Raw genomic sequence first — 22,113 nt, forward strand, 5'->3', positions numbered from 1 at the left:
CACAATATCCGGACGATCAACAACGTTCAATGAAATCTAGGCCTTTACTTCACGGCTATGCCGACGCGAAGTAGGCGTTTCCGTCATGTTCACCTGGATCACTCCTCCACCTCGGCCCACGTCCATCCTTCTCGGGTGGCCCGGACCACCCTCGTACGCCCGGCCGTCACCCTGACCCACGCGGGCCGCTCCGACAGCTCGCGATCCTCCTGGGCAAGCGGCACCGGATCGGTGTCCGCCCCGAAGACCGCCGGGCGGCCCTTCACGGTCACCGGCAGCACCCCTGCGCCGCTCCCGAACCGTACGACCGGCAGATCCGCCGACCCGTCCCGCCTTCCCCTTCCGGCGCCGACCGGCCGAGGCGCGACAGCCGGCGCCCCGGAGGAGCGGATCGGCTCCTCGAAGGGGCGCGTCCGACGAGCGGAAGGGCGGGCGGCCGCCGCGGAAGGGGCGGCCGGAGGAGTGGAGGGGCGGGCGGGCGCTCGGGAAGGGCGCGTCAGGAGCGCTGAGCGGCGGCGGAGACGGGTGAGGGCCAGGAGGGCGTACGGCAGCGCGCAGACCACCAGCGCCGCCCACGGCAGCGACCCCGCGTAAGCCGCCAGCAGGTCCGTCCGAGCCGCCGCAGGACCGCCGGCCACCACCTCGCGCACCTTGGGCCCCGGATCCGCCGACCTGATCGAGGCGACCAGTTCCCCCGCGGCGGCGGACACGGGGTCGAGGGCGTGGTGGACGGACAGCCGGACCGCGCCGTGCTCCTGGGAGAGCCCGGCCACGGAGACCCCCGTGACGTGCGGCAGCCGTTCGAGACGGCGGGCGAGGGACCGTACGTCGGAGGCGGTCACCCGCGTGACGGCGCTGATCGGCGTGTGGCCCTGGCCGAGCGGCCCGGGTTCGCGGGGCTCGCCCGAGAAGGAGCGCTCGACGAGTACGTGCACGTCGAGCGCCCCGAGCGGGTTCCCGGGGAAACCCCGCTCGACGATCTCGGCGACCCTGCGGCTCTCCGCGCCGGCGGGCAGCGCACGACGGTCCACGCCGCCGAGCTGAGCCTGCGCGTACGGCACCGCCAGCGCCGCCAGCACGGCGGCCGTCGCGACCAGGTGCGGCACGACCGGGCGTGGCCGCCACCAGAGTCCGGGGACGATCCGCAACGCGGCCACGCCCCGGCCGAGCACACCGAGCAGGGCGGCGGGCACGACCAGCGCGACGCCGGTGGCGAGGAGCGCCACGGCCGCCGCCACGGGCCCGAACGCGCTCAGGGACGCCCTCGGGAACAGCAGCAGCCCGAGCAGGGACACGGCCACCGCCGTCCCGGACAGGGCCACGGTACGTCCGGCCGCGCCCAGAGCCCGTTCGCAGGACACCTCGCCGCCGGGCGTGCCCCCGGTCCCGAGCGTGTCCGTGAACGCCTTGACCATGAACACGGCGTACCCGGCGGTCAGCGCGAACCCGAGCACGGCGGCGGCGTACAGCGAGGTGATGGAGATCTCGACCACCTCGGTGAGCAGCCGCAGCAGCATCACCGTGCCCCCGACGGCGAGCAGCCCGGCGAGCACCGGCACCGCGGCGGCCACCAGGCTCCCTGAGAGCAGGACGAGCAGCGCGAGGAGCACCGGCGCGGCGACGGCCGCGGCGCGGGCCAGGTCGGCGGCGGCCCGCGCGTTGCGCTCCGCAAGCAGCGGCACCGGCCCGCCGACCACGACGTGCAGGTTCTGGACGCTCCTGAGCCGGTCCGCGATCGCCGCGTAGCGTTCCAGCTCGGCGCCGTCCCGGAGGGTGACCAGCGCGTACGTCGCGTGCCCGTCGCCGGACACCATCGCCTTCGACCCGGTCGTCCAGTACGTGGCCAGCCCGCTCACGTGCGCCGCCGGCAGCCGCCGCAGCGAGTCGTGCACCGCCTTCTTGTACCGGGGATCGCGCACCTTGACCGACGGGTGCCGGTAGAGGACCACCACGTCGGGGGCGGCGTACCACTGCTCGCCCCAGCGGGCGGCGGTCGCCGAGCCGGACAGCGGGTCCTCGGCGCCGCCCGTCATCCGCCCGAACAGCTCCAGCCCCAGCGGGGCGGCGAGGACCGCCCCCACCAGGCTCAGAAGTAGCAGCACGCGGGCGATCCGCGTGTACCGCATGGCCCGATCCCGTCGCCGACTGCAGGGACCTAGCAAATTACGGGACGGGCAGGCTCGATTCTTGCCCGCCGCCGGCACATTCCGGGGGTTGCTCTTGTCACCGGCGTGACAAGAAATATTCGCGCGACAACAGCGGGACGCCCCTGGAGAATGGTGGGGTTTGACCTTTACAGGGGGCCGCGGGTGCACAGTTTCATGAACGATCTCGGGCTGCTCCGCGACCGCCGGTTCGCGCTGCTGCTGGCCGCGCGGACGATCTCCGTGCTGGGCAGCGCGTTCGCGCCGGTGGCCCTGGCGTTCGGCGTGCTCAACCTGCCCGGCGCCACCGCCTCGACGTTGTCGGTCGTGCTCACCGCCGAGGCGCTGCCGATGGTCGTGTTCACCCTGGTCGGCGGCGTCATCGCGGACCGGCTGCCGCGGAATCGGGTGCTGACGGCCGCCGAGTTCCTGATGGCCGCGGGTTTCTTCGCGCTGGCGGTGATGATGCTCACCGGCTGGACCCCGCTGCCCGCGCTGAGCGCGGCGGCGGCGCTGAGCGGCGTGGCCACGGCCGTCGCGTTCCCCGCGCTGACCGGCATCATCCCCGAGGTCGTGCCTGAGGACCGTCTGCAGACCGGCAACGCGCTGCTCGGCCTCGGCATGAACGTCTCCCGCGTGGCAGGCGCGGTGCTGGGCGGCGGCGCCGTGGTGTTGTTCGGCGGCGGCTGGGCGCTGGCGGTGAGCGGCGCGATGTTCGCGGTGGCCGGCGTGCTGGTCGCGCTGCTGCGCATGAAGCCGGGCGAGCGCCCGAGGGGCGAGCGGCACTCGGTGCTGGCCGACCTGCGTGACGGGTGGCGGGAGTTCAGCTCGCGGCAGTGGATCTGGGTGGTGGTCGCGCAGTTCTCGCTGATGATCATGGCCATTCAGGCCTCGCACGGAGTGCTCGGCCCGCTGCTGGCCAAGGAGAGCCTGGGCGGTCCCGCGGCATGGTCGGCGTTCCTGGCGGGCGAGGCCGTGGGCACGATCGCCGGGGTGCTGGTGTCGCTGCGGCTGCGGCCGAAGCGGCCGATCCTGGTGGCCGTGCTGCTCTGCCTGCCGGGCGCGCTGCCGACCGCGCTGCTCGGGCTCGACGCCCCGCTCTGGGGCATCGTGGCCGGGGCGTTCGTGCTCGGCGTGTGTTTCGACGTGTTCGGCGTGTTGTGGATGACCACGATGCAGCGCGAGATCCCGGCCGAGTCGCTGTCGCGGGTCAGCTCGTACGACATGCTCGGGTCCCTGATGTTCGGCCCGCTCGGCCTGTTGCTGGCGGGGCCGGCGGCGAGCCTGTTCGGCATCGAGGCGGCGTTGCTGGGGTGCGCGGTCATCGTCGTGCTGTCGACGCTGGCGGCGCTGCTCTCCCCAGGGGTGCGCAACCTGCGCGCCCCGGAGCCGAAGGCGCCGCTGGAGCCGGCCTCACCCTGACCGGAGAGAGGCCCGGAAATAGGCGTTGGCCCGCGGCTGGAACATCAGGGCCAGCGCGCCGATCACGGCCCCCAGGTGGAGGATCCTCGCGGCGGCCCCTACCACGCCCATCAGGTCCATCCCGGCCACGGCCTGGCTGATCGAGCCGCCCGCGAGCAGCCATTCGACCGGTTCGATCAGCAGCGAGATCGTGCCGAACACGCCCAGCGTCCCGGCCAGCGCCCAACGCCACCGCCGCCAGCCAGAGCGTGGCGGCCGTCCGCACGACGGTGCGATCATGCCGCCGTCCCCCGAATCCCCGGTGAGGCAGGCCCTACCACGCCCTCCCCCCGGGCCCGGCCCTACAGGACGTTGCCGCTGGTCCTCAGCCCGCGCGACGGGATCCGCTCGTGCAGCCCGAAGCGCGGCTCGGGCGCGTGGTGGCCGTCGAGCACGCCCGCCACGTAGCCGGCCAGCGCGGGCGCGTGCTTGAACCCGTGCCCCGAGTCCCCGCCGAACAGCCACACCCCCGGCGACACCTCGTTGACGATCCACTCGGCGTCCGGCGTGAGCGCGTACTGGCACACCTGGCTGAACAGCACCGGCGCCTGCGCCAGCGAGGGGAACCTGCGCCGGAGGTACGCGCGTGCCCGCTCGACGCCGGCCGCGTCCACCTCCCGCGAGCCGTGCTCCGGCTCGTACGGCTCCCCTTCCGCGTCGGAGGTGGCCTTCATCCCCACCCCGTCCACGTCGCCGTGACCGTAGGCGGAGGCCCCGTGGTCCACCCACGCGGGCGTCTCGGGGACGGACCACGCGGACGGCACCGCGAAGTGCAGAGTGTCCTGCTTCGTCACGGCAACCGGCACGTCGTCGAAGAGCGCGGGCAACCACGCGCCGCACGCCCACACCACCCGGTCGGCGTGCCGCACCTCGCCGTCGATCTCGACCGCGGCCTGGTACGGCGCCGCGTCGCCCGCTGTGCCCCCCGCTGTGCCGCCCCCTACGGGCACCGCCCGCGCCCTGACCAGCCGGACCCCGGACGCCACCGCCAGGCCGGCGGTCACCTGGGTCGCCCGCCTGGCCCTCAGCACGCCCGCGTACGGCTCCCAGAGCAGGAAGCTGAGGTCGTCGGCGCGCAGGTCGGGGAAGAAGCGGCCGCCGTCGGACGGGTCCAGCACCTCACACGGGATGTCCAGATTTTTCAGCACCTGAGCGCTCTTGTGCTCCCACCCGTCGGGCGTCCTCGCGAACCAGACCATGCCGGCCTCGTGGTACAGCTCCTCGCCGGCCCGTTCCTCCAGCCTGCGCCAGCCGTCCCTGGCCTGCCAGGCGAGCTGGGCGTACCAGGCGTCGTCGCCGTGCGAGCAGCGCAGCAGCCGGGTCTCACCGGCGCTGGACTGCCGGACGTGCCCCGGCCTGTGCTGCTCGACGAGCGTCACCTGCCAGCCGGTTTCGGCCAGCCGCAACGCCAGCGATGACCCCCATATGCCCGCTCCGACCACGATGACCGATTTCATGACACCAGGTGACCGCAAAAGGCACGTGCCCGCAAGGCTCAGCCGACGATGATCCGGACCACCACGCCGGCGCAGTTGCCCGCCACGCAGATCCGCACCGGGACCTCGAAGACGCCCGGAGCCGAGGGGACGCCGCCCACCTGGCCGTCGGGCCCGATGCTCACGCCCGCGGGCAGCCTGGCCTGGTCGGTCACCGTGAACGTCGGGAGCACGCCGGCCGGGCCGCCCTCGACGCCGATCTCGCCGTCGAGCGGGACTCCCACCTTGCCGGGAAAGGTCAGGTCACGCGGCTCCCACGGCTCGTAGCCGAGCACCACGAGGGTCAGCTCCTGCTCCCGGCACGACCCTTCCGAGCAGATCCCGACGGGGGCGACGAAGGTGCCGGAGCGCTGCGGCGTGCCGTGCAGCAGGCCGCTCGCGTCGACCCGGACCCCGACCGCGACGTGGCCGGGGCGGAACGTGACGCCCCCGGCGGTGGGCAGCAGGCGCCGGCGCACCTCGATGCCCCGGGTGAGGTGGAAGGTGTCCTCGACCAGGCTCCCGCCGGCCCGGTCGTACGAGGTGCTGGTGGACACGGTGGACACGGTGGACACGGGGCCGGTGAGCGTCGGCGCCGCGGGGGTCAGCGCGCACATGGTCAGACCGGCAATCAGAAGCAGCGACCTGTGCCGCATCGTCACCCCCAGGTTCTTCCCGTGCGATACGTACCCGTGTAACCGCGCTACGTCACCGGCCTGGTCGCCCCGCTCCCGCGCTCCCTCGCTGGATAATCGGTCGCATGGCCGCTGAATCCGCCCAGACCCTGGAGCGCGGGCTGCGCCTGCTGCGCCTGCTCGCCGACGGCAAGAACGGCCGCACGCCGACCGAGCTGAGCGCCGAGCTGTCGCTGAGCCGTCCCGTGGTCTACCGGCTGCTGACGACGCTGATGAACGAGGGGTTCGTCCGCAGGGACGCCGGCGGCCGGGTGCATCTGGGGTTCGGGGTGCTGGTGCTGGCGCAGGCCGTGCAGCCGCTGCTGCGGGCGGCGGCGATGCCGGCGCTGCGGCGGCTGGCCGAGGAGGTGGGCGCGACCGCGCACCTGACCGTGGCCGAGGGCGACGACGGGCTGGCGGTGGCGGTGGTGGAGCCGTCCTGGACCGACATGCACGTGGCCTACCGCGAGGGCTCGCGCCATCCGCTGGCGAAAGGCGCGGCGGGGCGGGCGATCCTGGGGCTGCGCGAGGGCGGCGACGACTATTTCGTCACGGAAGGGCAGTTGCAGGAGGGTGCGCGGGGTGTCGCCGCGCCCGTCACCGGGCTGCCCTGGCTTGAGGCGTCGGTGGGGGTGGTGACGTTCGGGCCGCTGGAGGTGTCCACGGGGCCGCGGGTGGTGGCGGCGGCGGCCGAGCTGGCCGCGGCCCTGGGTTGACATCTCCAGACCGATAGCGGACGGTAGTCGCGTATAGGGGACACTGCCGTCCGGTTAACGGACACATTGGAGGGGCAGATGCCGTACTACCGGGTCGTGGGGGAGGTGCCGCGCAAGCGGCACGTGCAGTTCAGACGGCCGGACGGCGGTCTCTACGCGGAGGAGCTCATGGGCGAGGAGGGATTCTCGTCCGACTCCTCGCTGCTCTACCACCGCCACCTGCCCACCGCCATCGTCAAGGCGGAGGCGGTCACGCCCACGGCCGAGGCCCGCCTCGAGCCCAACCTGCCCCTCTCACCCCGCCACTTCCGCACGCAGGAACTGTCCAGCGCGGGCGACCTCGTCACGGGCCGCATGCTGCTGGCCGGCAACGGCGACGTCCGGTTGTCGTACGCCACCAGCGACCGGCCGAGCGAGCTCTACCGCAACTCCATGGGCGACGAGTGCGTCTACGTCCAGCGCGGCACCGTGCGCTTCGAGTCCACGTACGGCGTGATCGAGGCAGGCGAGGGCGACTACGTCGTCATCCCGACCGGCACCATCCACCGCTGGGCGCCCGAGGGCCAGGTCAGCGTGCTGGCCATCGAGGCGGGCGGGCACATCAGGCCGCCCAAGCGCTATCTGTCGCAGCACGGGCAGTTCCTGGAGCACGCGCCCTACTGCGAGCGCGACCTGCGCGCCCCGGCCGAGCCGCTCGTCGTGGAGGGCGAGGAGGTGCCGGTGCTCGTGCGCACGCGCGGCGGGCTGACCCGGCTGGTCTACCGCAACCACCCCTTCGACGTGGTCGGCTGGGACGGCTGCCTCTACCCGTTCGCGTTCAACATCAACGACTTCGAGCCGATCGTGAAGAAGACGCACGCGCCGCCGCCGGTGCACCAGACGTTCGAGGGGCCGGGGTTCGTGGTGTGCTCGTTCTGCCCGCGGCCGCTCGACTACCACCCGGAGGCCATCCCGATCCCGTACAACCACCACAACGTCGACTCCGACGAGTTCATGTTCTACGCGGGCGGCGACTACTCCGCGCGCAAGGGGTCCGGCATCGACGTCGGCTCGATCTCCCTGCATCCCGCCGGGTTCACGCACGGGCCGCAGCCCGGAGCGGTCGAAGCGGTGATCGAGGCGGTCGGGCGCGGCGTCACGACGACGAGCGAGATGGCCGTGATGGTCGACACGTTCCGCCCGCTCGACCTCGGCCCGGCCGCGCTGTCCTGCGAAGACCCCGGCTACGCCTGGACCTGGGCACGATGAGCATCTTCACGGCACTGATCGACGACGCGGGCCTGTTCCCGCCGACGTCGCTGCACATGGACGAGGCCCTGTCCCGCAACCGGCGCGACCTCGAGAGCGGCAGCCCGGTCCTCACGCAGAGGTTCCTCTGCCCGGCCAGCCGGCTCGACCGGCTGCGCGGCATGGCGTTCCGGCCGCGGCGGATCGGCCTCATCGTCGACACCGACGAGCTGCCCGCCTTCGACGACCTGCCCGTGGACATCGTCGAGATCCGCCCGCCCGCCGACACCCCGGTCGCCGCGGTCGCGGCCCGGCTGTCCCTGCCGGAGGGGGTGCGGCTCTTCGTCGAGGTCCCGCCGCACAAGGTTGCCTTCCAACCGCCCGCCGGGGTGGGGCTGAAGGTGCGCTGCGGCGGCCCGTCGCCTGAGGACTTCCCGCCGGTCGACCACCTCGCGGCGTTCATCAGGTCGTGCGTGGAGCACGGCATCCCGTTCAAGGCCACGGCCGGGCTGCACCACGCCGTACGCCACTTCGACCCCTCGCTCGGCGTCGACCGGCACGGCTTCCTCAACCTGTTGATGGCGGTCTGCGAGGCCGTGGAGGGGCGCGATCCCGGGCCGGCGCTGCGCACCACCGACGTCGGCCATCTCGTACGCCTGGCGCGGTCCGTGACGGAGGACACCGCGAAGCGCGCCCGCGAGCTGCTGGTGAGCTACGGCTCGTGCAGCACGGGTACGCCCGTCGAGGACCTGCGCGCACTCGGACTCGTGGAGGTGAACGCATGAGCTGGGGAGTCGACAACCTGCCCTACGGGGTCTTCTCCTGCCCGGGACAGGCGCCCAGGGTCGGCGTACGGTACGGCGACAAGGTGCTCGACCTGGCGCCGGCGCTGCACGACGAGGTGTTCGCCGCCCCCACGCTCAACCCGTTCATGGCCAGGGGGCGCGCCGCCTGGCACGACACCAGGACCCTGATCCAGAACAAGCTGACCGGCGACCTCTCAGTGACGGAGGCGCACCTGATCCCGCTGGAGCAGGTGCGCCTGCACCTGCCGTTCGAGGTCGCCGACTACGTCGACTTCTACGCCTCGATCGACCACGCGAGCAACCTCGGCAAGATCCTCCGCCCCGGCGACGAGCCGCTGAAGCCCAACTGGCGGCACCTGCCGGTCGGCTACCACGGCAGGTCGGGCACCGTCGTCGTGTCGGGCACACCGGTCAGGCGCCCGCACGGCCAGCTCGGCCCGGGGGTGTTCGGGCCGTGCAGGAAGCTCGACATCGAAGCCGAGCTGGGGTTCGTGGTGGGCGTGCCGTCCGATCACGGCTCGCCCGCGGGGGCGTTCGAGGAGCACGTGTTCGGGGTGACGCTGGTCAACGACTGGAGCGCGCGCGACATCCAGGGCTGGGAGTACGTGCCGCTCGGGCCGTTCCTGGGCAAGTCGTTCGCCACGTCCGTCTCGCCGTGGGTCACCCCGCTGGAGGCGCTGCCCAGGATCCCCGGCCGCGCCCAGGACCCCGAGCCCGCCGCCTACCTGCGCAGGCAGGGCGACTGGGGGCTCGACATCACGCTGGAGATCCTGCTCAACGGCGAGAGCGTGTCGCGGCCCCCGTACGCGGCGATGTACTGGACACCCGACCAGATGCTGGCGCACATGACGGTGAACGGCGCCTCGCTGCGCACCGGAGACCTGTTCGCCAGCGGCACGGTCTCGGGCCCCGAACGCGGCGAGCGGGGTTCGCTCACCGAGCTGACGTGGAACGGCACCGACCCGATCAAGCTGGCCAGCGGCGAGACCCGAGCGTTCCTGCAGGACGGCGACACCGTGACGATCCGGGCGACGGCCGGCGACCTGACGTTGGGGGAGGTTTCCGGAACCGTCCGATAAGTCACTCAGCGTGCTTGCATGCTGACACACCGCTACCCTAGGGAGCCCCTCTCACCCTCGGAAAGCAGGAGTGGACATGCGGCGTGCCGTGGTGACCTTTGTCGCCCTTCTCCTGGTCTGTGGCTGCGCGTCGTTCCCGGCCGAGACCTCGCCCGCCCCGCCCGTGGTGCGCGTGTGGCCGCCCCTCGACGCCAAGCGCGCCCGCACCGACCGCGGGCTCGTGATCGAGGCGCAGGGCGGCACGCTCGCCCAGGTCACGGTCCACGAACGCGGCGAGCCCGTGCCGGGCGGGCTCGACCGGTCAGGCACGGTCTGGCGCTCCCGCTGGACACTCGAACCCGCGGCCGAATACACGGTGAGCGCCACGGCCACGGTCGCCGGCGGCCCCGCGACGGTGGCGCTGGGCCGCTTCCGCACCCGCGCGGCCAGGCGTACGTTCCAGGTGGCCGCCACCGCCCCCCTGCCCGGCGAGACGGTCGGCACGGGCATGCCGATCATCATCGACTTCGACACCCCCGTGGAAGACCGCGCGGCCGTCGAGCGCGCGCTCGAGGTCACGGCCGAGCACCCGGCGGAGGGCGCCTGGCGGTGGTCCAGCGACACGAGGGTGGTCTACCGTCCCCGGGAGTTCTGGGCGCCCCGGCAGCAGGTCACCGTCACGGCGCACCTGGCTGGAGTGCGCGCGGCCGGCGGCCTGCACGGCGCCGTCGACTCCACGTTCGCCTTCACCGTGGGCCGCTCGCAGACCAGCACGATCGACACCGGGACCCACCAGATGGTCGTCCGCCGCGACGGCCGGATCGTGCAGCGCATGGCCATCAGCGCGGGCATGGCCACCACAGAGGAATACACCACGACCAGCGGCATCCACCTGACCATGGACAAAGGCAATCCGGTCCGCATGGTTTCCCCGGGCCGTGACGAGGGCGAACCCGACTTTTACGACATGATGATCGAGCATGCCGTACGCATTTCCGACACCGGCGAATACGTGCACGCCAAGGACAACCTCTGGGCGCAGGGCCGGGAAAACGTCAGCCACGGTTGCGTCAATGCCCGGCCGGACCAGGCGGAGTGGTTCTACACCACCACCCTGCGCGGCGATCCGGTCGTCATCACGGGCACCGACCGCACCCTCGAATGGGACAACGGGTGGGGTTTCTGGCAACTTCCGTGGGAGAAATGGCGGCAGGGGAGCGCGCTTTCCGAAAACGGGCACGGCGCGCCCATGGGTGCCGCGAGGGTGAATCCAGGGCTACCTTAGAGCAAGGGGAACAACCCGCCGGTGCAGGCCCGTTGTCCTAGTAGGAGGGCCGGACATGGATGAATGGATCATCTGGGTAATCCTCGCTGTCGTCCTCGGCGTGGCCGAAATATTCACGCTCACGGCCTCGCTCGGGCTTTTGGGTGCGGCCGCTCTCCTGACCGCCGCCACCGCGGCGCTGGGCTTGCCCGTTCCCCTGCAGTTAATGTTCTTCGCCGCTTCGTCGGCTGCCGGCCTGCTGGTGCTCAGGCCCATCGCGATGCGCCATATCAAGCAGCCTGCGCTGCAACGATTCGGGGTGGAAGCACTCGTCGGCAAGCCCGCCTACGTGGTCTCGGAGGTGACGGGCCGCGACGGTCGCGTGCGCATCGGGGGTGAGGAGTGGTCCGCGCGCGCGTACGACGAAACCCTGGTGATCCCCACAGGGGCGACCGTCGACATCATCGAGATCGAAGGGGCGACAGCCCTCGTCTATCCCCGGGAGTGACTCATGGATCCGCTCTTGCTGGTCGGAATCTTCATCATCCTCTTCGCGGTGTTCACCGTGCTCAAAGCAGTGCGGATCATCCCGCAGGCGCGGGCGCGCAACGTGGAGCGGCTCGGCCGTTACCACCGCACCCTCAAGCCCGGCCTCAACTTCGTCATCCCCTACATCGACCGCGTCTACCCCATGATCGACCTCCGCGAGCAGGTCGTCTCCTTCCGTCCCCAGCCCGTCATCACCGAGGACAACCTGGTCGTCGAGATCGACACCGTCCTCTACTTCCAGGTCACCGATCCGCGCGCGGCGGCGTACGAGATCGCCAACTACATCCAGGCCGTCGAGCAGCTCACCGTCACGACGCTGCGTAACGTCGTCGGCTCCATGGACCTGGAGAAGACCCTGACCTCCCGCGACACCATCAACAGCCAGCTGCGCGGCGTCCTCGACGAAGCCACCGGCAAGTGGGGGCTGCGCGTCAACCGCGTCGAGATCAAGGCCATCGACCCGCCCAAGACCATCAAGGACGCGATGGAGAAGCAGATGCGGGCCGAGCGCGACAAGCGCGCCGCCATCCTCAACGCCGAAGGCCAGCGGCAGTCGCAGATCCTCACCGCCGAAGGCGAGAAGCAGAGCCGCGTCCTGCGCGCCGAGGGCCAGCGCACGGCCGCCATCCTGGAGGCCGAGGGCCAGTCACGCGCCATCGACCAGGTCTTCCAGGCCGTCCACCGCAACGACCCCGACCCCAAGCTGCTCGCCTACCAGTACCTCCAGGTGCTGCCGCAGCTCGCGCAGGGCGACGGCAACACGTTCTGGGTGATCCCGAGCGAGGTGACGTCGGCGCTGCAGGGGGTGTCGAAGGCGTTCACGGAGGCCCTGCCGAAGTCGGCGGCCACCCGCGAGGAGATGCCGGACAGCTCGGCCGCGGAGGAGGAGGCCGCCGAGGCCGCGGAGGCCGCTGCCGAGGCCGTGGCCGACGCCCAGCAGGCCGAGAGCCCGAAGGGGCCGCGCCAGCTCACGCAGGGCGCCCAAGAGCCCGCCGCGTTCCCCGACCTGGACAAGAAGCCGACGGAGGCCGAGCGCTGAGGTTTTCGATCAAGAGAGTTGCTCCGGGCGGCCGGCAGGTCAGTTGAGGGGCGGGAGGCCGGCCGCCACCGGATCAGGAGGCGATCTCGAAGATGGCGGCCACCTGGGTCTCCCGATGGGCGTCACGGGCCCGGCAGGCCAGCTTGACCGCCGCATCGGCGATGACGAGGTCGCGGTCCGCCGGGGCGATGTCATCGCCCATCTTGGTGCGCAGCCACTCCGAGATCTCGGCCCAGGAGTAGAGGCTGACGTTGTCGGCCTCCATCAGAGGCTTCGGGAACCCACCGGGGCCGCGCTGGCCCGCGGCGAGCTGCCGGAGGCTGGCCTGGGTGCGGCCTCCGTGCCGGCGCGCCGCGTCCCCCAGCGTCACCCCGTCGTCGTGGCCGACCCCGGTGGCCCAGAGACCCGGGACCGTCCTGATCTGGGTGAGCACGGATGCGATCGCGTCCAGCAAGGTCTCCGCTTCGCGGTCGCACATGACGTAAGTTCTGCCGTCTTTGAGGCTCGAAACGGTGCAGTCATCGAGACCGGCCTCGAACAGAGCGTCCAGCTCCTCGTCTGTGACCGCTCGATTCAGCGTGACGCGGAAGTCCCACGTAATCATGACCTCTCCTCGTTCTTTGCGCACTCCGCGTGCTCGTCGACCCATCGGAGAATGCGCTTCGCGTGGTTGCCCGGGTTACGCGGCGTGCACCAGATTGACTGCGCAGGGGCACCGCAGGCGCATTCGATCCATCCCCAGCGGTGCCCGTTGTGGCTTTCCACCACGGTCAACCACTCGAACTTGCGGATCGCCCTGAAGACGGCATTGATTTCGTTGTGCTGATGTCTTCCTCTACCGACCATGTACCAACCTTGCAACAGTGTTACACGATTAGTACGGCGATTCCAACCCTGGCGTTCCAGCTGCACACGACGGCGCCCGCCACACGAAATCGTGTGGCGGGCGCCGGAGTGCTGGGATCAGTGCGACAGAGGCGCGTCCGTCGTGTCCACCAGTTCGCATGCGGCGATCGGGTCCTGGCCCACGCTGGCCCAGATGCCCGCGACGACCCCGCCGTTGTTCTCCGAGACGCTGAACTCCAGCACCCCCGTCTGCCCCTCGCCGATCACCCGCGGGTCGATGGCGAAGCCCGGTTCGATCTTACCGCCGGGCGCCGGGAACGGCGCCAGCGGCGCCTCCTCGTCGCTCAGGAAGTGGCTGCTGCGCGGCTGCGGGCTGCACTTCTTGCCGTGGGGGATGTAGGTCACCACCACGTTCGCTCCCATGGCCCGCAGGTCCTCCTGGAGCCGCTCGGGGTTCTTGGCCTCGTTGATGGTGATGTTGATGAGGCCGTCGGGGCGCTTCTCCACCGCGTACGCGGGGGTGCCCCAGAAGAGCAGCGGCACGGCCACGGCGGCGGCGACTGCGAGGCCCAGGACGGGCGCCAGCACGGCGGGGCGCGGAACCCGCCGCTTCGCGGGCCGCTTGTCGATCTCGGTCATGACGAACTCCTTGAGCAGTCGGTGACGGCCCTCGGGAAGTTCACGTTCGGTCGGCCAGTTCATCGGGTCTCCCACGTCTGACGAGGGCCACGGTCACCTGTTACCTGTCGGTCCGGCGGCGGGGGTTCCCCCGCGGCGGCGAGTTTCCCGCGCGCCCGTGACAGCCTCGACTTCACCGTGCCGACCGGGATGCCCAGCGCCTCGGCCGTCTGGGCGTAGTCGAGGCCCGCCCAGACGCACAACGCGAACACGTCCTGCTCCTGGCGGCGCAGCCGGCCGTACGCGGCACGAACCGCGGCCAGCCGTTCGGCGTCCTCGATCCGGCCCACGACCTCGTCGGCGAAGTCGGGCACCGACTCGCCTCTGGGCAGCCTGGCCAGGGCGTCGTCGTGCCTGCGGGCGGCCCTGCGCATGTTGCGGGTCACGTTGGTGGCGATGCCCAGGAGCCACGGCCGCAGGGAGCCGCCGCCGGGGTCGATGCGCCCGCGTAACCGCCAGGCTTCGAGGAACGTCAGCGCCGTCACGTCCTCGGCCGTGGACCAGTCGGCGGTCAGGCGGAAGGCATGGTTGTACACGGCCTTGGAGCACTCGTCGAAGAGTTCGCCGAAAGCCGCCCTGTCTCCATCCCGGATCCGAGTGCGTATATCCACATATATCTACTGTCCGGCCGCCTGCTCCGGTTCCACCTGCCCCCGGTCGAAGTACGCGACCAGCTCGGGGTCGAGGTCCGGCACGTCGTAGGGCATGCCGCCGTTCCGCAGCGACATCGTCGCCATGTAGCCGGCCGCCACGCTCATCCGCGCCGCCACCGGCGAGGTGTCCGTCACGCCGCCGTCCCTGACGAACCTGAGGAACTCCGCCACGATCTCGGCGTCGGCGCCCCCGTGCGTGCCCTGCGCGGCCGGCACCTTGTACGTGACGTCGGCGTCGCCCCGGTACCCGGTGGGCCCCGTGTTCCACACCTTGACCGTGTCGCCGGGACCGTCGCCGAAGTTCTCCAGGCGGCCCTCGGTGCCGATGACCGTGTAGTTGCGCACGTAGTCGGGCGTGAAGTGGCACTGCTGGTAGGCGGCGATGACGCCGTTGTCCAGGCGCATGTTCATGACGGAGACGTCCTCGACGTCCACGACGTGGTGCAGGTCGCGATGCCCGGACGGCGGCCAGGTGTAGTCCTGGAGCCAGCCGTCCGGCCGTGGCGTGCCGGGGTCGCGGCGCGGCAGGTCGCCGTAGAGCATCAGGTCGCCGAACGCGTTGACCCTGGTGGTGTAGCCGCCCGCGAGCCAGTGGATCACGTCGAGGTCGTGCGCCGCCTTCTGCAGCAGCAGCCCGGTGGTCCTGGTGCGGTCGGCGTGCCAGTCCTTGAAGTAGTAGTCGCCGCCGTAGGAGACGAAGTGGCGCACCCACACGGTCTTCGGCTCGCCGATGACGCCCTTGCGGATGACGTCGCGCATCAGGCGGACCACGCCCATGTGGCGCATGTTGTGGCCGACGTACAGGCGGGTGCCGGTGCGCCGGGCGGCGCGCAGGATGCGGTCGGCGCTCTCCACGGTGATGGCCAGCGGCTTCTCCAGGTAGACGGCCTTGCCCGCCTCCAGGCAGTCGATGGCGATGCGCTCGTGCGTGTCGTCGGGCGTCATCACGATGACCGCGTCGAGGTCGTCCCTGCCGAGCAGCTCGCGGTGGTGCTCGGTCAGCAGTTGCGCCTGGAAGCGGCCGGCCTGTCTCTTGAGCACCGCCGGGTCGGAGTCGCACAGGGCGGCCACCACCGAGCCCTCACCGGGGCGGTGGGCCGCCAGGGCGAGGCTCGTGCGCAGGCCGAGGCCGATGACGCCGATACGCAGGTCGTTCACGTGTGTTCCTTCCGAAGGCGGACGAAATAGTACAGGGCGCCTGCTACCGGGCGGCGGCGTGAAGCTGTGCTGTGGGGGCACTTAAGAAAGCCTCGATGGACACGCTGGGCGGGGAACGGGCACAGTGCGTTACTGATGCTTCGACGTAGGGGGACGCGCATGAAGGCGCTGGTCAAGGAGCGGGACGAACCCGGCCTCGCGCTGGTGGACGTGCCGGAGCCGGAGGTGGGGCCCGGCGAGGTGAAGATCCAGGTCCTGCGGACCGGCATCTGCGGCACCGACCTGCATATCCGGAAATATGACGATTGGGCGCGGCATACCCTGAAACCTCCGTTGATCGTGGGTCATGAGTTCTCCGGCCACGTGGTCGAGGTGGCGCCGGACGTCGAGGACATCACCCCCGGCGACCTCGTCAGCGGCGAGGGACACCTCGTCTGCGGCAAGTGCCGCAACTGCATGGCCGGCCGCAGGCACCTGTGCCGCAACACGATCGGGCTGGGCGTCCACAGGGACGGCGCGTTCGCCGAGTACGTCACCCTGCCCGCCTCGAACGTCTGGGTGCACCGTGTCCCCGTCCATCCCGACGTGGCCGCCATCTTCGACCCGTTCGGCAACGCCGTACACACCGCGCTCTCCTTCCCCCTGGTCGGCGAGGACGTGCTGATCACCGGCGCGGGCCCGATCGGGCTCATGGCGGCGGCGGTGGCCACGCACGTCGGCGCGCGCAACGTGGTCATCACCGACGTCAGCGACGAGCGGCTCGACCTGGCCCGCAAGCTCGGCGTCTCGCTCGCGCTCAACGTCTCCACGTCCCCGATCAGCGAGGGCATGCACCGGCTCCACCTGCGCGAGGGCTTCGACGTGGGGCTGGAGATGTCCGGCAACCCGGCGGCGCTGCGCGACATGATCGCCAACATGACCCACGGCGGGAAGATCGCCATGCTCGGGCTGCCCGCCGAGGAGTTCGCCATCGACTGGGCCACCGTCGTGACGTCCATGATCACGATCAAGGGGGTCTACGGCCGCGAGATGTACGAGACCTGGTACAACATGTCCGTGCTGCTGGAGAAGGGCCTCGACCTCTCCCCTGTGATCACCGACCGTTTCCCCTACCACGCCTTCGACGCCGCCTTCGACACGGCCGCCAGCGGCCGTACGGGCAAGGTCATTCTGGACTGGAGCGCAACGCCGGCCGAAGCGGCCACGACCACCGACAGGAGCGCCTGATGTTCACGAACGTGCGCGAGCAGCTGCGTACGACGCTCGACGAGATCACCGAGGCCGGGCTACTCAAGCCCGAGCGCGTGATCAGCACCCCGCAGAGCTCCCAGGTGAGCGTGGCAGGGCGCGAGGTGCTGAACTTCTGCGCCAACAACTACCTGGGCCTGGCCGACGATCCCACGGTGGTCGAGGCCGCCAAGGAGGCGCTCGACCGGTGGGGGTTCGGGATGGCGTCCGTACGCTTCATCTGCGGCACCCAGGAGGTGCACAAGGAGCTCGAATCCCGCCTGTCCGACTTCCTCGGCATGGAGGACACCGTCCTCTACAGCTCCTGTTTCGACGCGAACGGCGGCGTCTTCGAGACGCTGCTCGACGCCCAGGACGCGGTGATCTCCGACGCGCTCAACCACGCCAGCATCATTGACGGCATCCGGCTCTCCAAGGCCAAGCGGTTCCGGTACGCCAACCGCGACATGGCCGAGCTGGAGGCCAGGTTGAAGGAGGCGTCGGAGGCGCGGCGGCGGCTGATCGTGACCGACGGCGTGTTCTCCATGGACGGATATCTCGCCCCGTTGCGCGACATCTGCGACCTGGCCGAGCGGTACGACGCCATGGTGATGGTCGACGACTCGCACGCCGTAGGCTTCGTCGGGCCCACCGGGCGCGGCACACCCGAGCTGCACGGCGTCACCGACCGGATCGACATCATCACCGGCACGCTGGGCAAGGCGCTCGGCGGGGCCAGCGGCGGCTACGTCTCGGCCCGCAAGGAGATCTGCGAGCTGCTGCGCCAGCGCTCGCGCCCCTACCTGTTCTCCAACTCGCTCGCGCCCGTCATCGCCGCCGCGTCGCTGCGCATCCTCGACCTGCTGGAGACCTCGGACGACGCCCGCGAACGGCTGCGCGCCAACACCGCCCGTTTCCGCGGCGGGATGGCCGCGGCCGGGTTCGACATCCTGCCCGGCGACCACCCGATCGTGCCCGTGATGATCGGCGACGCCGCCGAGGCGGGCGCCCTGGCCGAGCGCCTGCTCGACCTCGGCGTCTACGTGATCGGCTTCTCCTACCCCGTCGTGCCGCACGGCCAGGCGAGGATCCGCGTCCAGCTGTCGGCCGCGCACTCGCAGGAGGACGTCGACCGCGCGATCGAAGCCTTCACCCAGGCCCGCGCCTGAGTCGCGGCCCCGCCCGCCTGGACGCCTCGCCGCGTGACAGGGGCGGGGGGTCAGTATTCTCGCTGCGTGATAGACACGCGGCGGCTGCGTACGTTGCGCGCGGTGGCCGACCACGGCACGGTCACCGCCGCGGCGGCGGCGCTGCACCTCACGCCCTCGGCCGTGTCCCAGCAGCTCGCCGCCCTGGAGCACGAGGTGGGCCACCGCCTGCTCACGCGTGACGGGCGCGGCGTGCACCTGACCGCGGTGGGCAAGATCATGATCGCCCACGCCAACGAGGTCCTCGCCCAGCTCGAACGCGCCGAGGCCGAGGTGGCCGCGTACACCACGGGCGAGGCGGGCGAGGCGACCGTGGCCTGCTTCGCCACCGCGATCAGCGCCGTGCTCTCGCCCACGATCGCCGCCCTGCGCTCCGCCGCCCCCGGCCTGCGCGTACGCGTGCTCGACGCCGAAGGCGACCAGAGCCTGGCCATGCTGCTCGACGGGGAGGTGGACCTGGCGATCGCGGTGGAGTACCGGGACGCGCCCGACGCCTCCGACCGCCGGTTGTCGCGCATGCCGCTGTACGCGGAGCCGTTCGACCTGGTCCTCCCCCGCGACCATCCGCTGGCGGGGTCGGCCACGCTGGAGTCGCTCGCTTCCGAGACGTGGATCGGCCCCTATCCGGGCAATCCGGTGCACGATGTGATCACGTTCGCCTGCCGGCAGGCGGGGTTCACGCCGGACCTCGCCCACTGCTCCGACGACTTCAGCGCCGTGGTCGCCCTGGTGGGCGCGGGCGCGGGGGTGGCTCTCGTGCCGCGTCTGGCGCTGCGCGACATGGCGCTGCCCGGGGTCGTCGTACGCCACACGCCGGGGCCGGAGCGCCGCGTCTTCGCCGCCGTGCGCCGTGGCGCCGACTCCCATCCCCTCCTGCGCCCGCTCCTGGCGGGGCTCCGCACGATCTCCGGCTCCCTCGGAACAGGGTGAAACACATCTCCTTCATCCGGGACCTCAGATGTGTTCACCCACCGGAAGGAAATCACATGGGGCCGCCCGGCCCCGAGAACGTTTCGAGGAGATCCGCACAGCGCACTGTCCCGACCTACGCGGGCAGTTCGGCTGCCGATCGGCCCGCCCGTATGTCACCGCGGCGATCGACGTGGCCGGCCGCTGCGTGGCCGGCCTGGTGGTGACGCTGGAGGCGCTGTCGGCCGGGCTGCTCTGGCCTACCGGCCCCGAGGCATGGCGCACTTCGGCGGGATCATCGAGCGGCTGATCGGAACGATGATGCAGCTGGTGCACGAGCCGCCCGGCACCACCTTCTCCAACCCGGCCGGGCCGCGATCGCCCGGCCGCCCTCCTGCGCGCCCGTATGCCTGCGAACAATAAGCAACTTATTCGTAGCTATGTTATTGTAGCTACGAAATAGTAGCTAGTTACCGGGACTATGGACATGGACGTACCACCGGAAAGATCCCGGCGTAGCGCCGCCGACCTGGTCAAAGCCGCGCACGAGGGGGTGATTGCCGAGACCGCCGAACGCGGGCTCGGCACTCTGACCATGGAATGCGTGGCCAAGCGGACGAGGATCGCCAAGACCTCGCTCTACCGGCGCTGGCCGACAGTGGAAGACCTGCTTCTGGAGGCGCTGCACGACGCGCATCCCGCCGAGGAGGTCTCACCCTCCGCCGACGACCTGCGCGGCGACCTCATCAAGGCACTGAACTCGATGGTCACCTGGATGATGTCGCCGACGGCCCAGGCGGCGGGCGCCGTGCTCGCCGAGCGGAACCGCCGCCCCGAGCTGTTCGACGCGCTCTATGAGCGGGTGTTCGACCTGCGCGGACGCCGGTTCACCGAGACGGTGCTGCGCCACTACGCCGCGCGCGGAGCCATCGACGCCGCACGGGTGACCCCGGTGGTCGTGGAGATCGGCGAGGCGCTGGTCACCAAGTTCGCCTACGACGACGGCGTACCGCCGGACCAGGCCCGGATCGCGGAGATCATCGACCAGGCCATCCTGCCGGCGGTTCAGGCCGGCCCATGCCCCCCGGAGCAGAACGGACAGAGGTAATAACACCATGACCACCCAACAGCAGCTCGCCGACTCCCGGAGCCTGCCGCCGGCGATCCGCCCAGACGACCCGCGCTACGCCGGCCTCGTCAGCCGGGGCAACCGCCGCTTCACCGGAACTCCCGATGAAGTGTGCCTGGCGACCTCGACCGGCGACGTCGTCCGCGCGGTCCAGAACGCCGTGACGGCCGGACGGCAGCTCGCGGTGCGCAGCGGCGGCCACTGTTTCGAGGGCTTCGTCGACGACCCGGCCGTGCGCTCGCTGATAGACATGTCGCTGATGAACCGCGTGGAATACGACGCGGAACTCGGCGCCTTCATGGTCGAGGCGGGGGCGACCCTGGGCGAGGTCTACCGCAAGCTCTACATGGGCTGGCGGGTCACCATCCCGGCGGGCCTGTTCCCCGACGTCGGCGTGGGCGGGCACATCCTCGGCGGAGGTTACGGCTACCTGTGCCGGCTGCACGGCCTGGCGGTCGACCACCTGCACGCGGTGGAGGTGGTCGTGGTGAACGACGCGGGGCAGGCCGAGAGCATCGTGGCCACGCGCCACCCGGACGACCCGCACCACGACCTGTGGTGGGCCCACACCGGCGGCGGGGGCGGCAACTTCGGGGTCGTGACGCGCTACTGGTTCCGCACGCCGGGCTCGACCGGATCCACGCCCGCCGACCTGCTGCCCAGGCCGCCCGAGCAGGTGCTCAGCTTTTCGATCGAGTGGGATTGGCAGAGCCTGGACGAGCAGGCGTTCGTCACCCTGATCCGCAACCACGGGCAGTGGTTCGAGTCGGACGCCCATCCGGATTCGGCGTATGCAGGCATGTACAGCGAGCTCTATCTGTGGCGGCGGTCCATGGGCACGATCACGCTGGAAGGCCAGTTGCCCGCGGGCCCCGGCGCGCAGCAACTACTCGACGCGCACCTCGAAGCGCTGTCCCAGAACACCGTCCCGCCGTCCGCGCGGAAGGTCGAGGTGAAACCGTGGCTGGCCTATGCACTCGAAGGCTCCGGGATGGACACCAGGCAGCACAACCTCAAGACCAAGGACAGCTACCAGCGCCGCCGGCTGACCGATGAGCAGATCTCCGTCGCCTACCGCTACCTCACCAGCGAGAACGTCCCCGGCCCTGGCGGCGCGCTGATCCTGCACTCCTTCGGCGGCCGGGTCAACGCGGTCGCCCCCGAAGCCACCGCCGTCGCCCAGCGCGACTCGGTGCTCAAGCTGTTCTTCGTGGCCGGCTGGGAGGACACCGACGACCAGACACCGCACCTGGCGTGGGTCCGCGAGTTCTTCAGGGACGTCTACGCCGACACGGGCGGCGTGCCCGTCACCGGCACGGCGAGCGACGGCTCCTACATCAACATGCCCGACATCGACCTCGACGACCCGGACTGGAACACCTCCGGCGTGCCGTGGCACACGCTCTACTACAAGGGCAACTACGCCCGCCTGCAGCGGATCAAGGCGACATACGACCCGCACGACATCTTCCGGCACCGTCTGTCCATCCGCCCGAGCTGACCGTTCGACGTCCTCCTCCGAAAGGACCCATCGCGACCCCGCCGGCGACGCTCAGCCGACGGAGCCGATCGATCGACAGCAACCGCCATGCCGCGGGCCACCGCACAACGCGGCAACCCCCACAACGGGTCAGGGGCGTGCCGCAGCGGCCTGCGGGGGCTTGGCTACGTTCAGTCTCCTCGGGCCAGCCCGAGCGCGTCGGTGAAGCGGGCGTACCTGTCCAGTTCGGCTTCCACGGGATCCAGCACGAGGTCCTCGCCGACCTGGCCGATGGCCGCGGGGGGGGGGGGGGGGGGGGGGGGGGGGGTGCGGGGGGGGGGCGAGCCGGCGGCAGTGGTCGGTGGCGGGATGGGCGGCGTGATCTTGCATGCGGGCCACGCGCTCGACGTCA

Annotated in this window: 21 protein-coding genes; 13 read left to right on the plus strand and 8 right to left on the minus strand. The window is 71.1% G+C overall.

Going from position 1 to position 22,113, the window contains the following annotated elements; translation table 11 throughout:
* Nucleotides 1-98: 98 nt before the first annotated feature.
* Nucleotides 99-2,126: an MMPL family transporter gene (locus ACZ6SA_RS24930; RefSeq protein WP_465830721.1), complete on the minus strand. Its 2,028-nt coding sequence runs from the start codon at nt 2,124-2,126 to the stop codon at nt 99-101.
* A gap of 195 nt (nt 2,127-2,321) precedes the next feature.
* On the opposite strand from ACZ6SA_RS24930, the gene ACZ6SA_RS24935 reads away from it, so the two are divergent.
* The gene (locus ACZ6SA_RS24935; RefSeq protein ID WP_465830723.1) at nt 2,322-3,566 is read left to right on the plus strand and encodes an MFS transporter; all 1,245 of its coding nucleotides are present in this window, start codon (nt 2,322-2,324) and stop codon (nt 3,564-3,566) included.
* On the opposite strand, the gene ACZ6SA_RS24940 is transcribed toward ACZ6SA_RS24935, so the two are convergent.
* The 3 genes from ACZ6SA_RS24940 to ACZ6SA_RS24950 form a co-directional block, all read right to left on the minus strand.
* Entirely contained in the window at nt 3,558-3,845 is a 288-nt protein-coding gene (locus ACZ6SA_RS24940) for a hypothetical protein (protein WP_465830725.1), read from the minus strand. The genes ACZ6SA_RS24935 and ACZ6SA_RS24940 overlap by 9 nt on opposite strands.
* Nucleotides 3,846-3,907: 62 nt before the next feature.
* Nucleotides 3,908-5,062 carry an NAD(P)/FAD-dependent oxidoreductase gene (locus ACZ6SA_RS24945; protein ID WP_465830727.1) on the minus strand — a complete coding sequence of 385 codons (1,155 nt, stop codon included), beginning with the start codon at nt 5,060-5,062 and terminating at the stop codon, nt 3,908-3,910.
* 38 nt (nt 5,063-5,100) lie between these two features.
* On the minus strand, nt 5,101-5,742 hold the full coding sequence (locus ACZ6SA_RS24950) for a hypothetical protein (protein ID WP_465830729.1): 642 nt from the start codon (nt 5,740-5,742) through the stop codon (nt 5,101-5,103).
* Between the two features lie 98 nt (nt 5,743-5,840).
* Here ACZ6SA_RS24950 and ACZ6SA_RS24955 point away from each other — a divergent pair, with 98 nt between their 5' ends.
* The 7 genes from ACZ6SA_RS24955 (at nt 5,841) to ACZ6SA_RS24985 (ending at nt 12,413) form a co-directional block, all read left to right on the plus strand.
* Nucleotides 5,841-6,470, plus strand: coding sequence for a helix-turn-helix domain-containing protein (locus ACZ6SA_RS24955; RefSeq protein WP_347645624.1), 630 nt, complete (start codon nt 5,841-5,843; stop codon nt 6,468-6,470).
* Between the two features lie 78 nt (nt 6,471-6,548).
* Entirely contained in the window at nt 6,549-7,718 is a 1,170-nt protein-coding gene (locus tag ACZ6SA_RS24960; protein ID WP_347645623.1) for a homogentisate 1,2-dioxygenase, read from the plus strand.
* Entirely contained in the window at nt 7,715-8,482 is a 768-nt protein-coding gene (locus tag ACZ6SA_RS24965) for a hypothetical protein (RefSeq protein WP_465830732.1), read from the plus strand. Before ACZ6SA_RS24960 ends, ACZ6SA_RS24965 begins: the two co-directional genes overlap by 4 nt.
* The gene (fahA, locus tag ACZ6SA_RS24970; protein ID WP_465830734.1) at nt 8,479-9,582 is read left to right on the plus strand and encodes a fumarylacetoacetase; all 1,104 of its coding nucleotides are present in this window, start codon (nt 8,479-8,481) and stop codon (nt 9,580-9,582) included. Before ACZ6SA_RS24965 ends, fahA begins: the two co-directional genes overlap by 4 nt.
* A 76-nt stretch (nt 9,583-9,658) precedes the next feature.
* The gene (locus ACZ6SA_RS24975; RefSeq protein ID WP_347645620.1) at nt 9,659-10,846 is read left to right on the plus strand and encodes a L,D-transpeptidase; all 1,188 of its coding nucleotides are present in this window, start codon (nt 9,659-9,661) and stop codon (nt 10,844-10,846) included.
* A 55-nt stretch (nt 10,847-10,901) separates the two neighbouring features.
* A complete protein-coding gene (locus ACZ6SA_RS24980) occupies nt 10,902-11,333 on the plus strand; it encodes an NfeD family protein (protein WP_347645619.1) in 432 nt (143 codons plus the stop codon).
* Between the two features lie 3 nt (nt 11,334-11,336).
* The gene (locus ACZ6SA_RS24985) at nt 11,337-12,413 is read left to right on the plus strand and encodes an SPFH domain-containing protein (protein ID WP_465830736.1); all 1,077 of its coding nucleotides are present in this window, start codon (nt 11,337-11,339) and stop codon (nt 12,411-12,413) included.
* 73 nt (nt 12,414-12,486) lie between these two features.
* On the opposite strand, the gene ACZ6SA_RS24990 is transcribed toward ACZ6SA_RS24985, so the two are convergent.
* From ACZ6SA_RS24990 to ACZ6SA_RS25005, 4 genes are all read right to left on the minus strand, one after another.
* A complete protein-coding gene (locus ACZ6SA_RS24990) occupies nt 12,487-13,017 on the minus strand; it encodes a hypothetical protein (RefSeq protein WP_465830738.1) in 531 nt (176 codons plus the stop codon).
* A 359-nt stretch (nt 13,018-13,376) separates the two neighbouring features.
* Entirely contained in the window at nt 13,377-13,961 is a 585-nt protein-coding gene (locus ACZ6SA_RS24995) for a hypothetical protein (RefSeq protein WP_465830740.1), read from the minus strand.
* A complete protein-coding gene (locus ACZ6SA_RS25000) occupies nt 13,958-14,548 on the minus strand; it encodes an RNA polymerase sigma factor (RefSeq protein ID WP_347645615.1) in 591 nt (196 codons plus the stop codon). The genes ACZ6SA_RS24995 and ACZ6SA_RS25000 overlap by 4 nt, the downstream gene beginning before the upstream one ends.
* Before the next feature lie 6 nt (nt 14,549-14,554).
* Nucleotides 14,555-15,748, minus strand: coding sequence for a Gfo/Idh/MocA family protein (locus ACZ6SA_RS25005; protein WP_465830743.1), 1,194 nt, complete (start codon nt 15,746-15,748; stop codon nt 14,555-14,557).
* A gap of 159 nt (nt 15,749-15,907) precedes the next feature.
* Between ACZ6SA_RS25005 and tdh the strand changes: the two genes are divergently transcribed.
* The 5 genes from tdh to ACZ6SA_RS25030 all read left to right on the plus strand — a co-directional run bounded on the left by tdh (nt 15,908) and on the right by ACZ6SA_RS25030 (nt 21,722).
* Nucleotides 15,908-16,975, plus strand: a complete 1,068-nt coding sequence (gene tdh / locus ACZ6SA_RS25010) for an L-threonine 3-dehydrogenase (protein WP_465830745.1) — start codon at nt 15,908-15,910, stop codon at nt 16,973-16,975.
* Complete coding sequence (locus tag ACZ6SA_RS25015) at nt 16,975-18,144, plus strand: glycine C-acetyltransferase (protein ID WP_465830747.1); 1,170 nt, start codon at nt 16,975-16,977, stop codon at nt 18,142-18,144. The genes tdh and ACZ6SA_RS25015 overlap by 1 nt, the downstream gene beginning before the upstream one ends.
* A 66-nt stretch (nt 18,145-18,210) precedes the next feature.
* On the plus strand, nt 18,211-19,113 hold the full coding sequence (locus tag ACZ6SA_RS25020; protein ID WP_347645611.1) for a LysR family transcriptional regulator: 903 nt from the start codon (nt 18,211-18,213) through the stop codon (nt 19,111-19,113).
* Between the two features lie 466 nt (nt 19,114-19,579).
* The gene (locus tag ACZ6SA_RS25025; protein ID WP_347645610.1) at nt 19,580-20,200 is read left to right on the plus strand and encodes a TetR/AcrR family transcriptional regulator; all 621 of its coding nucleotides are present in this window, start codon (nt 19,580-19,582) and stop codon (nt 20,198-20,200) included.
* Between the two features lie 7 nt (nt 20,201-20,207).
* The gene (locus tag ACZ6SA_RS25030; RefSeq protein ID WP_465830750.1) at nt 20,208-21,722 is read left to right on the plus strand and encodes an FAD-binding oxidoreductase; all 1,515 of its coding nucleotides are present in this window, start codon (nt 20,208-20,210) and stop codon (nt 21,720-21,722) included.
* Nucleotides 21,723-22,113 lie beyond the last annotated feature (391 nt).

It is taken from the genome of Nonomuraea sp. NPDC049378, assembly GCF_055586745.1.

What these genes read in the sequence shown, in the direction of transcription:
- ACZ6SA_RS24965 (WP_465830732.1), top strand. Translation starts at nt 7,715, where the DNA reads ATGAGCATCTTCACGGCACTGATCGACGACGCGGGCCTGTTCCCGCCG.
- ACZ6SA_RS24930 (WP_465830721.1), bottom strand. Translation starts at nt 2,126, where the DNA reads ATGCGGTACACGCGGATCGCCCGCGTGCTGCTACTTCTGAGCCTGGTG.
- ACZ6SA_RS25025 (WP_347645610.1), top strand. Translation starts at nt 19,580, where the DNA reads ATGGACGTACCACCGGAAAGATCCCGGCGTAGCGCCGCCGACCTGGTC.
- ACZ6SA_RS24975 (WP_347645620.1), top strand. Translation starts at nt 9,659, where the DNA reads ATGCGGCGTGCCGTGGTGACCTTTGTCGCCCTTCTCCTGGTCTGTGGC.
- ACZ6SA_RS24995 (WP_465830740.1), bottom strand. Translation starts at nt 13,961, where the DNA reads ATGAACTGGCCGACCGAACGTGAACTTCCCGAGGGCCGTCACCGACTG.
- tdh (WP_465830745.1), top strand. Translation starts at nt 15,908, where the DNA reads ATGAAGGCGCTGGTCAAGGAGCGGGACGAACCCGGCCTCGCGCTGGTG.
- ACZ6SA_RS24955 (WP_347645624.1), top strand. Translation starts at nt 5,841, where the DNA reads ATGGCCGCTGAATCCGCCCAGACCCTGGAGCGCGGGCTGCGCCTGCTG.
- ACZ6SA_RS24935 (WP_465830723.1), top strand. Translation starts at nt 2,322, where the DNA reads ATGAACGATCTCGGGCTGCTCCGCGACCGCCGGTTCGCGCTGCTGCTG.
- ACZ6SA_RS24960 (WP_347645623.1), top strand. Translation starts at nt 6,549, where the DNA reads ATGCCGTACTACCGGGTCGTGGGGGAGGTGCCGCGCAAGCGGCACGTG.
- ACZ6SA_RS24990 (WP_465830738.1), bottom strand. Translation starts at nt 13,017, where the DNA reads ATGATTACGTGGGACTTCCGCGTCACGCTGAATCGAGCGGTCACAGAC.
- ACZ6SA_RS24945 (WP_465830727.1), bottom strand. Translation starts at nt 5,062, where the DNA reads ATGAAATCGGTCATCGTGGTCGGAGCGGGCATATGGGGGTCATCGCTG.
- ACZ6SA_RS25015 (WP_465830747.1), top strand. Translation starts at nt 16,975, where the DNA reads ATGTTCACGAACGTGCGCGAGCAGCTGCGTACGACGCTCGACGAGATC.
- ACZ6SA_RS24985 (WP_465830736.1), top strand. Translation starts at nt 11,337, where the DNA reads ATGGATCCGCTCTTGCTGGTCGGAATCTTCATCATCCTCTTCGCGGTG.
- ACZ6SA_RS24980 (WP_347645619.1), top strand. Translation starts at nt 10,902, where the DNA reads ATGGATGAATGGATCATCTGGGTAATCCTCGCTGTCGTCCTCGGCGTG.
- fahA (WP_465830734.1), top strand. Translation starts at nt 8,479, where the DNA reads ATGAGCTGGGGAGTCGACAACCTGCCCTACGGGGTCTTCTCCTGCCCG.
- ACZ6SA_RS25030 (WP_465830750.1), top strand. Translation starts at nt 20,208, where the DNA reads ATGACCACCCAACAGCAGCTCGCCGACTCCCGGAGCCTGCCGCCGGCG.
- ACZ6SA_RS24940 (WP_465830725.1), bottom strand. Translation starts at nt 3,845, where the DNA reads ATGATCGCACCGTCGTGCGGACGGCCGCCACGCTCTGGCTGGCGGCGG.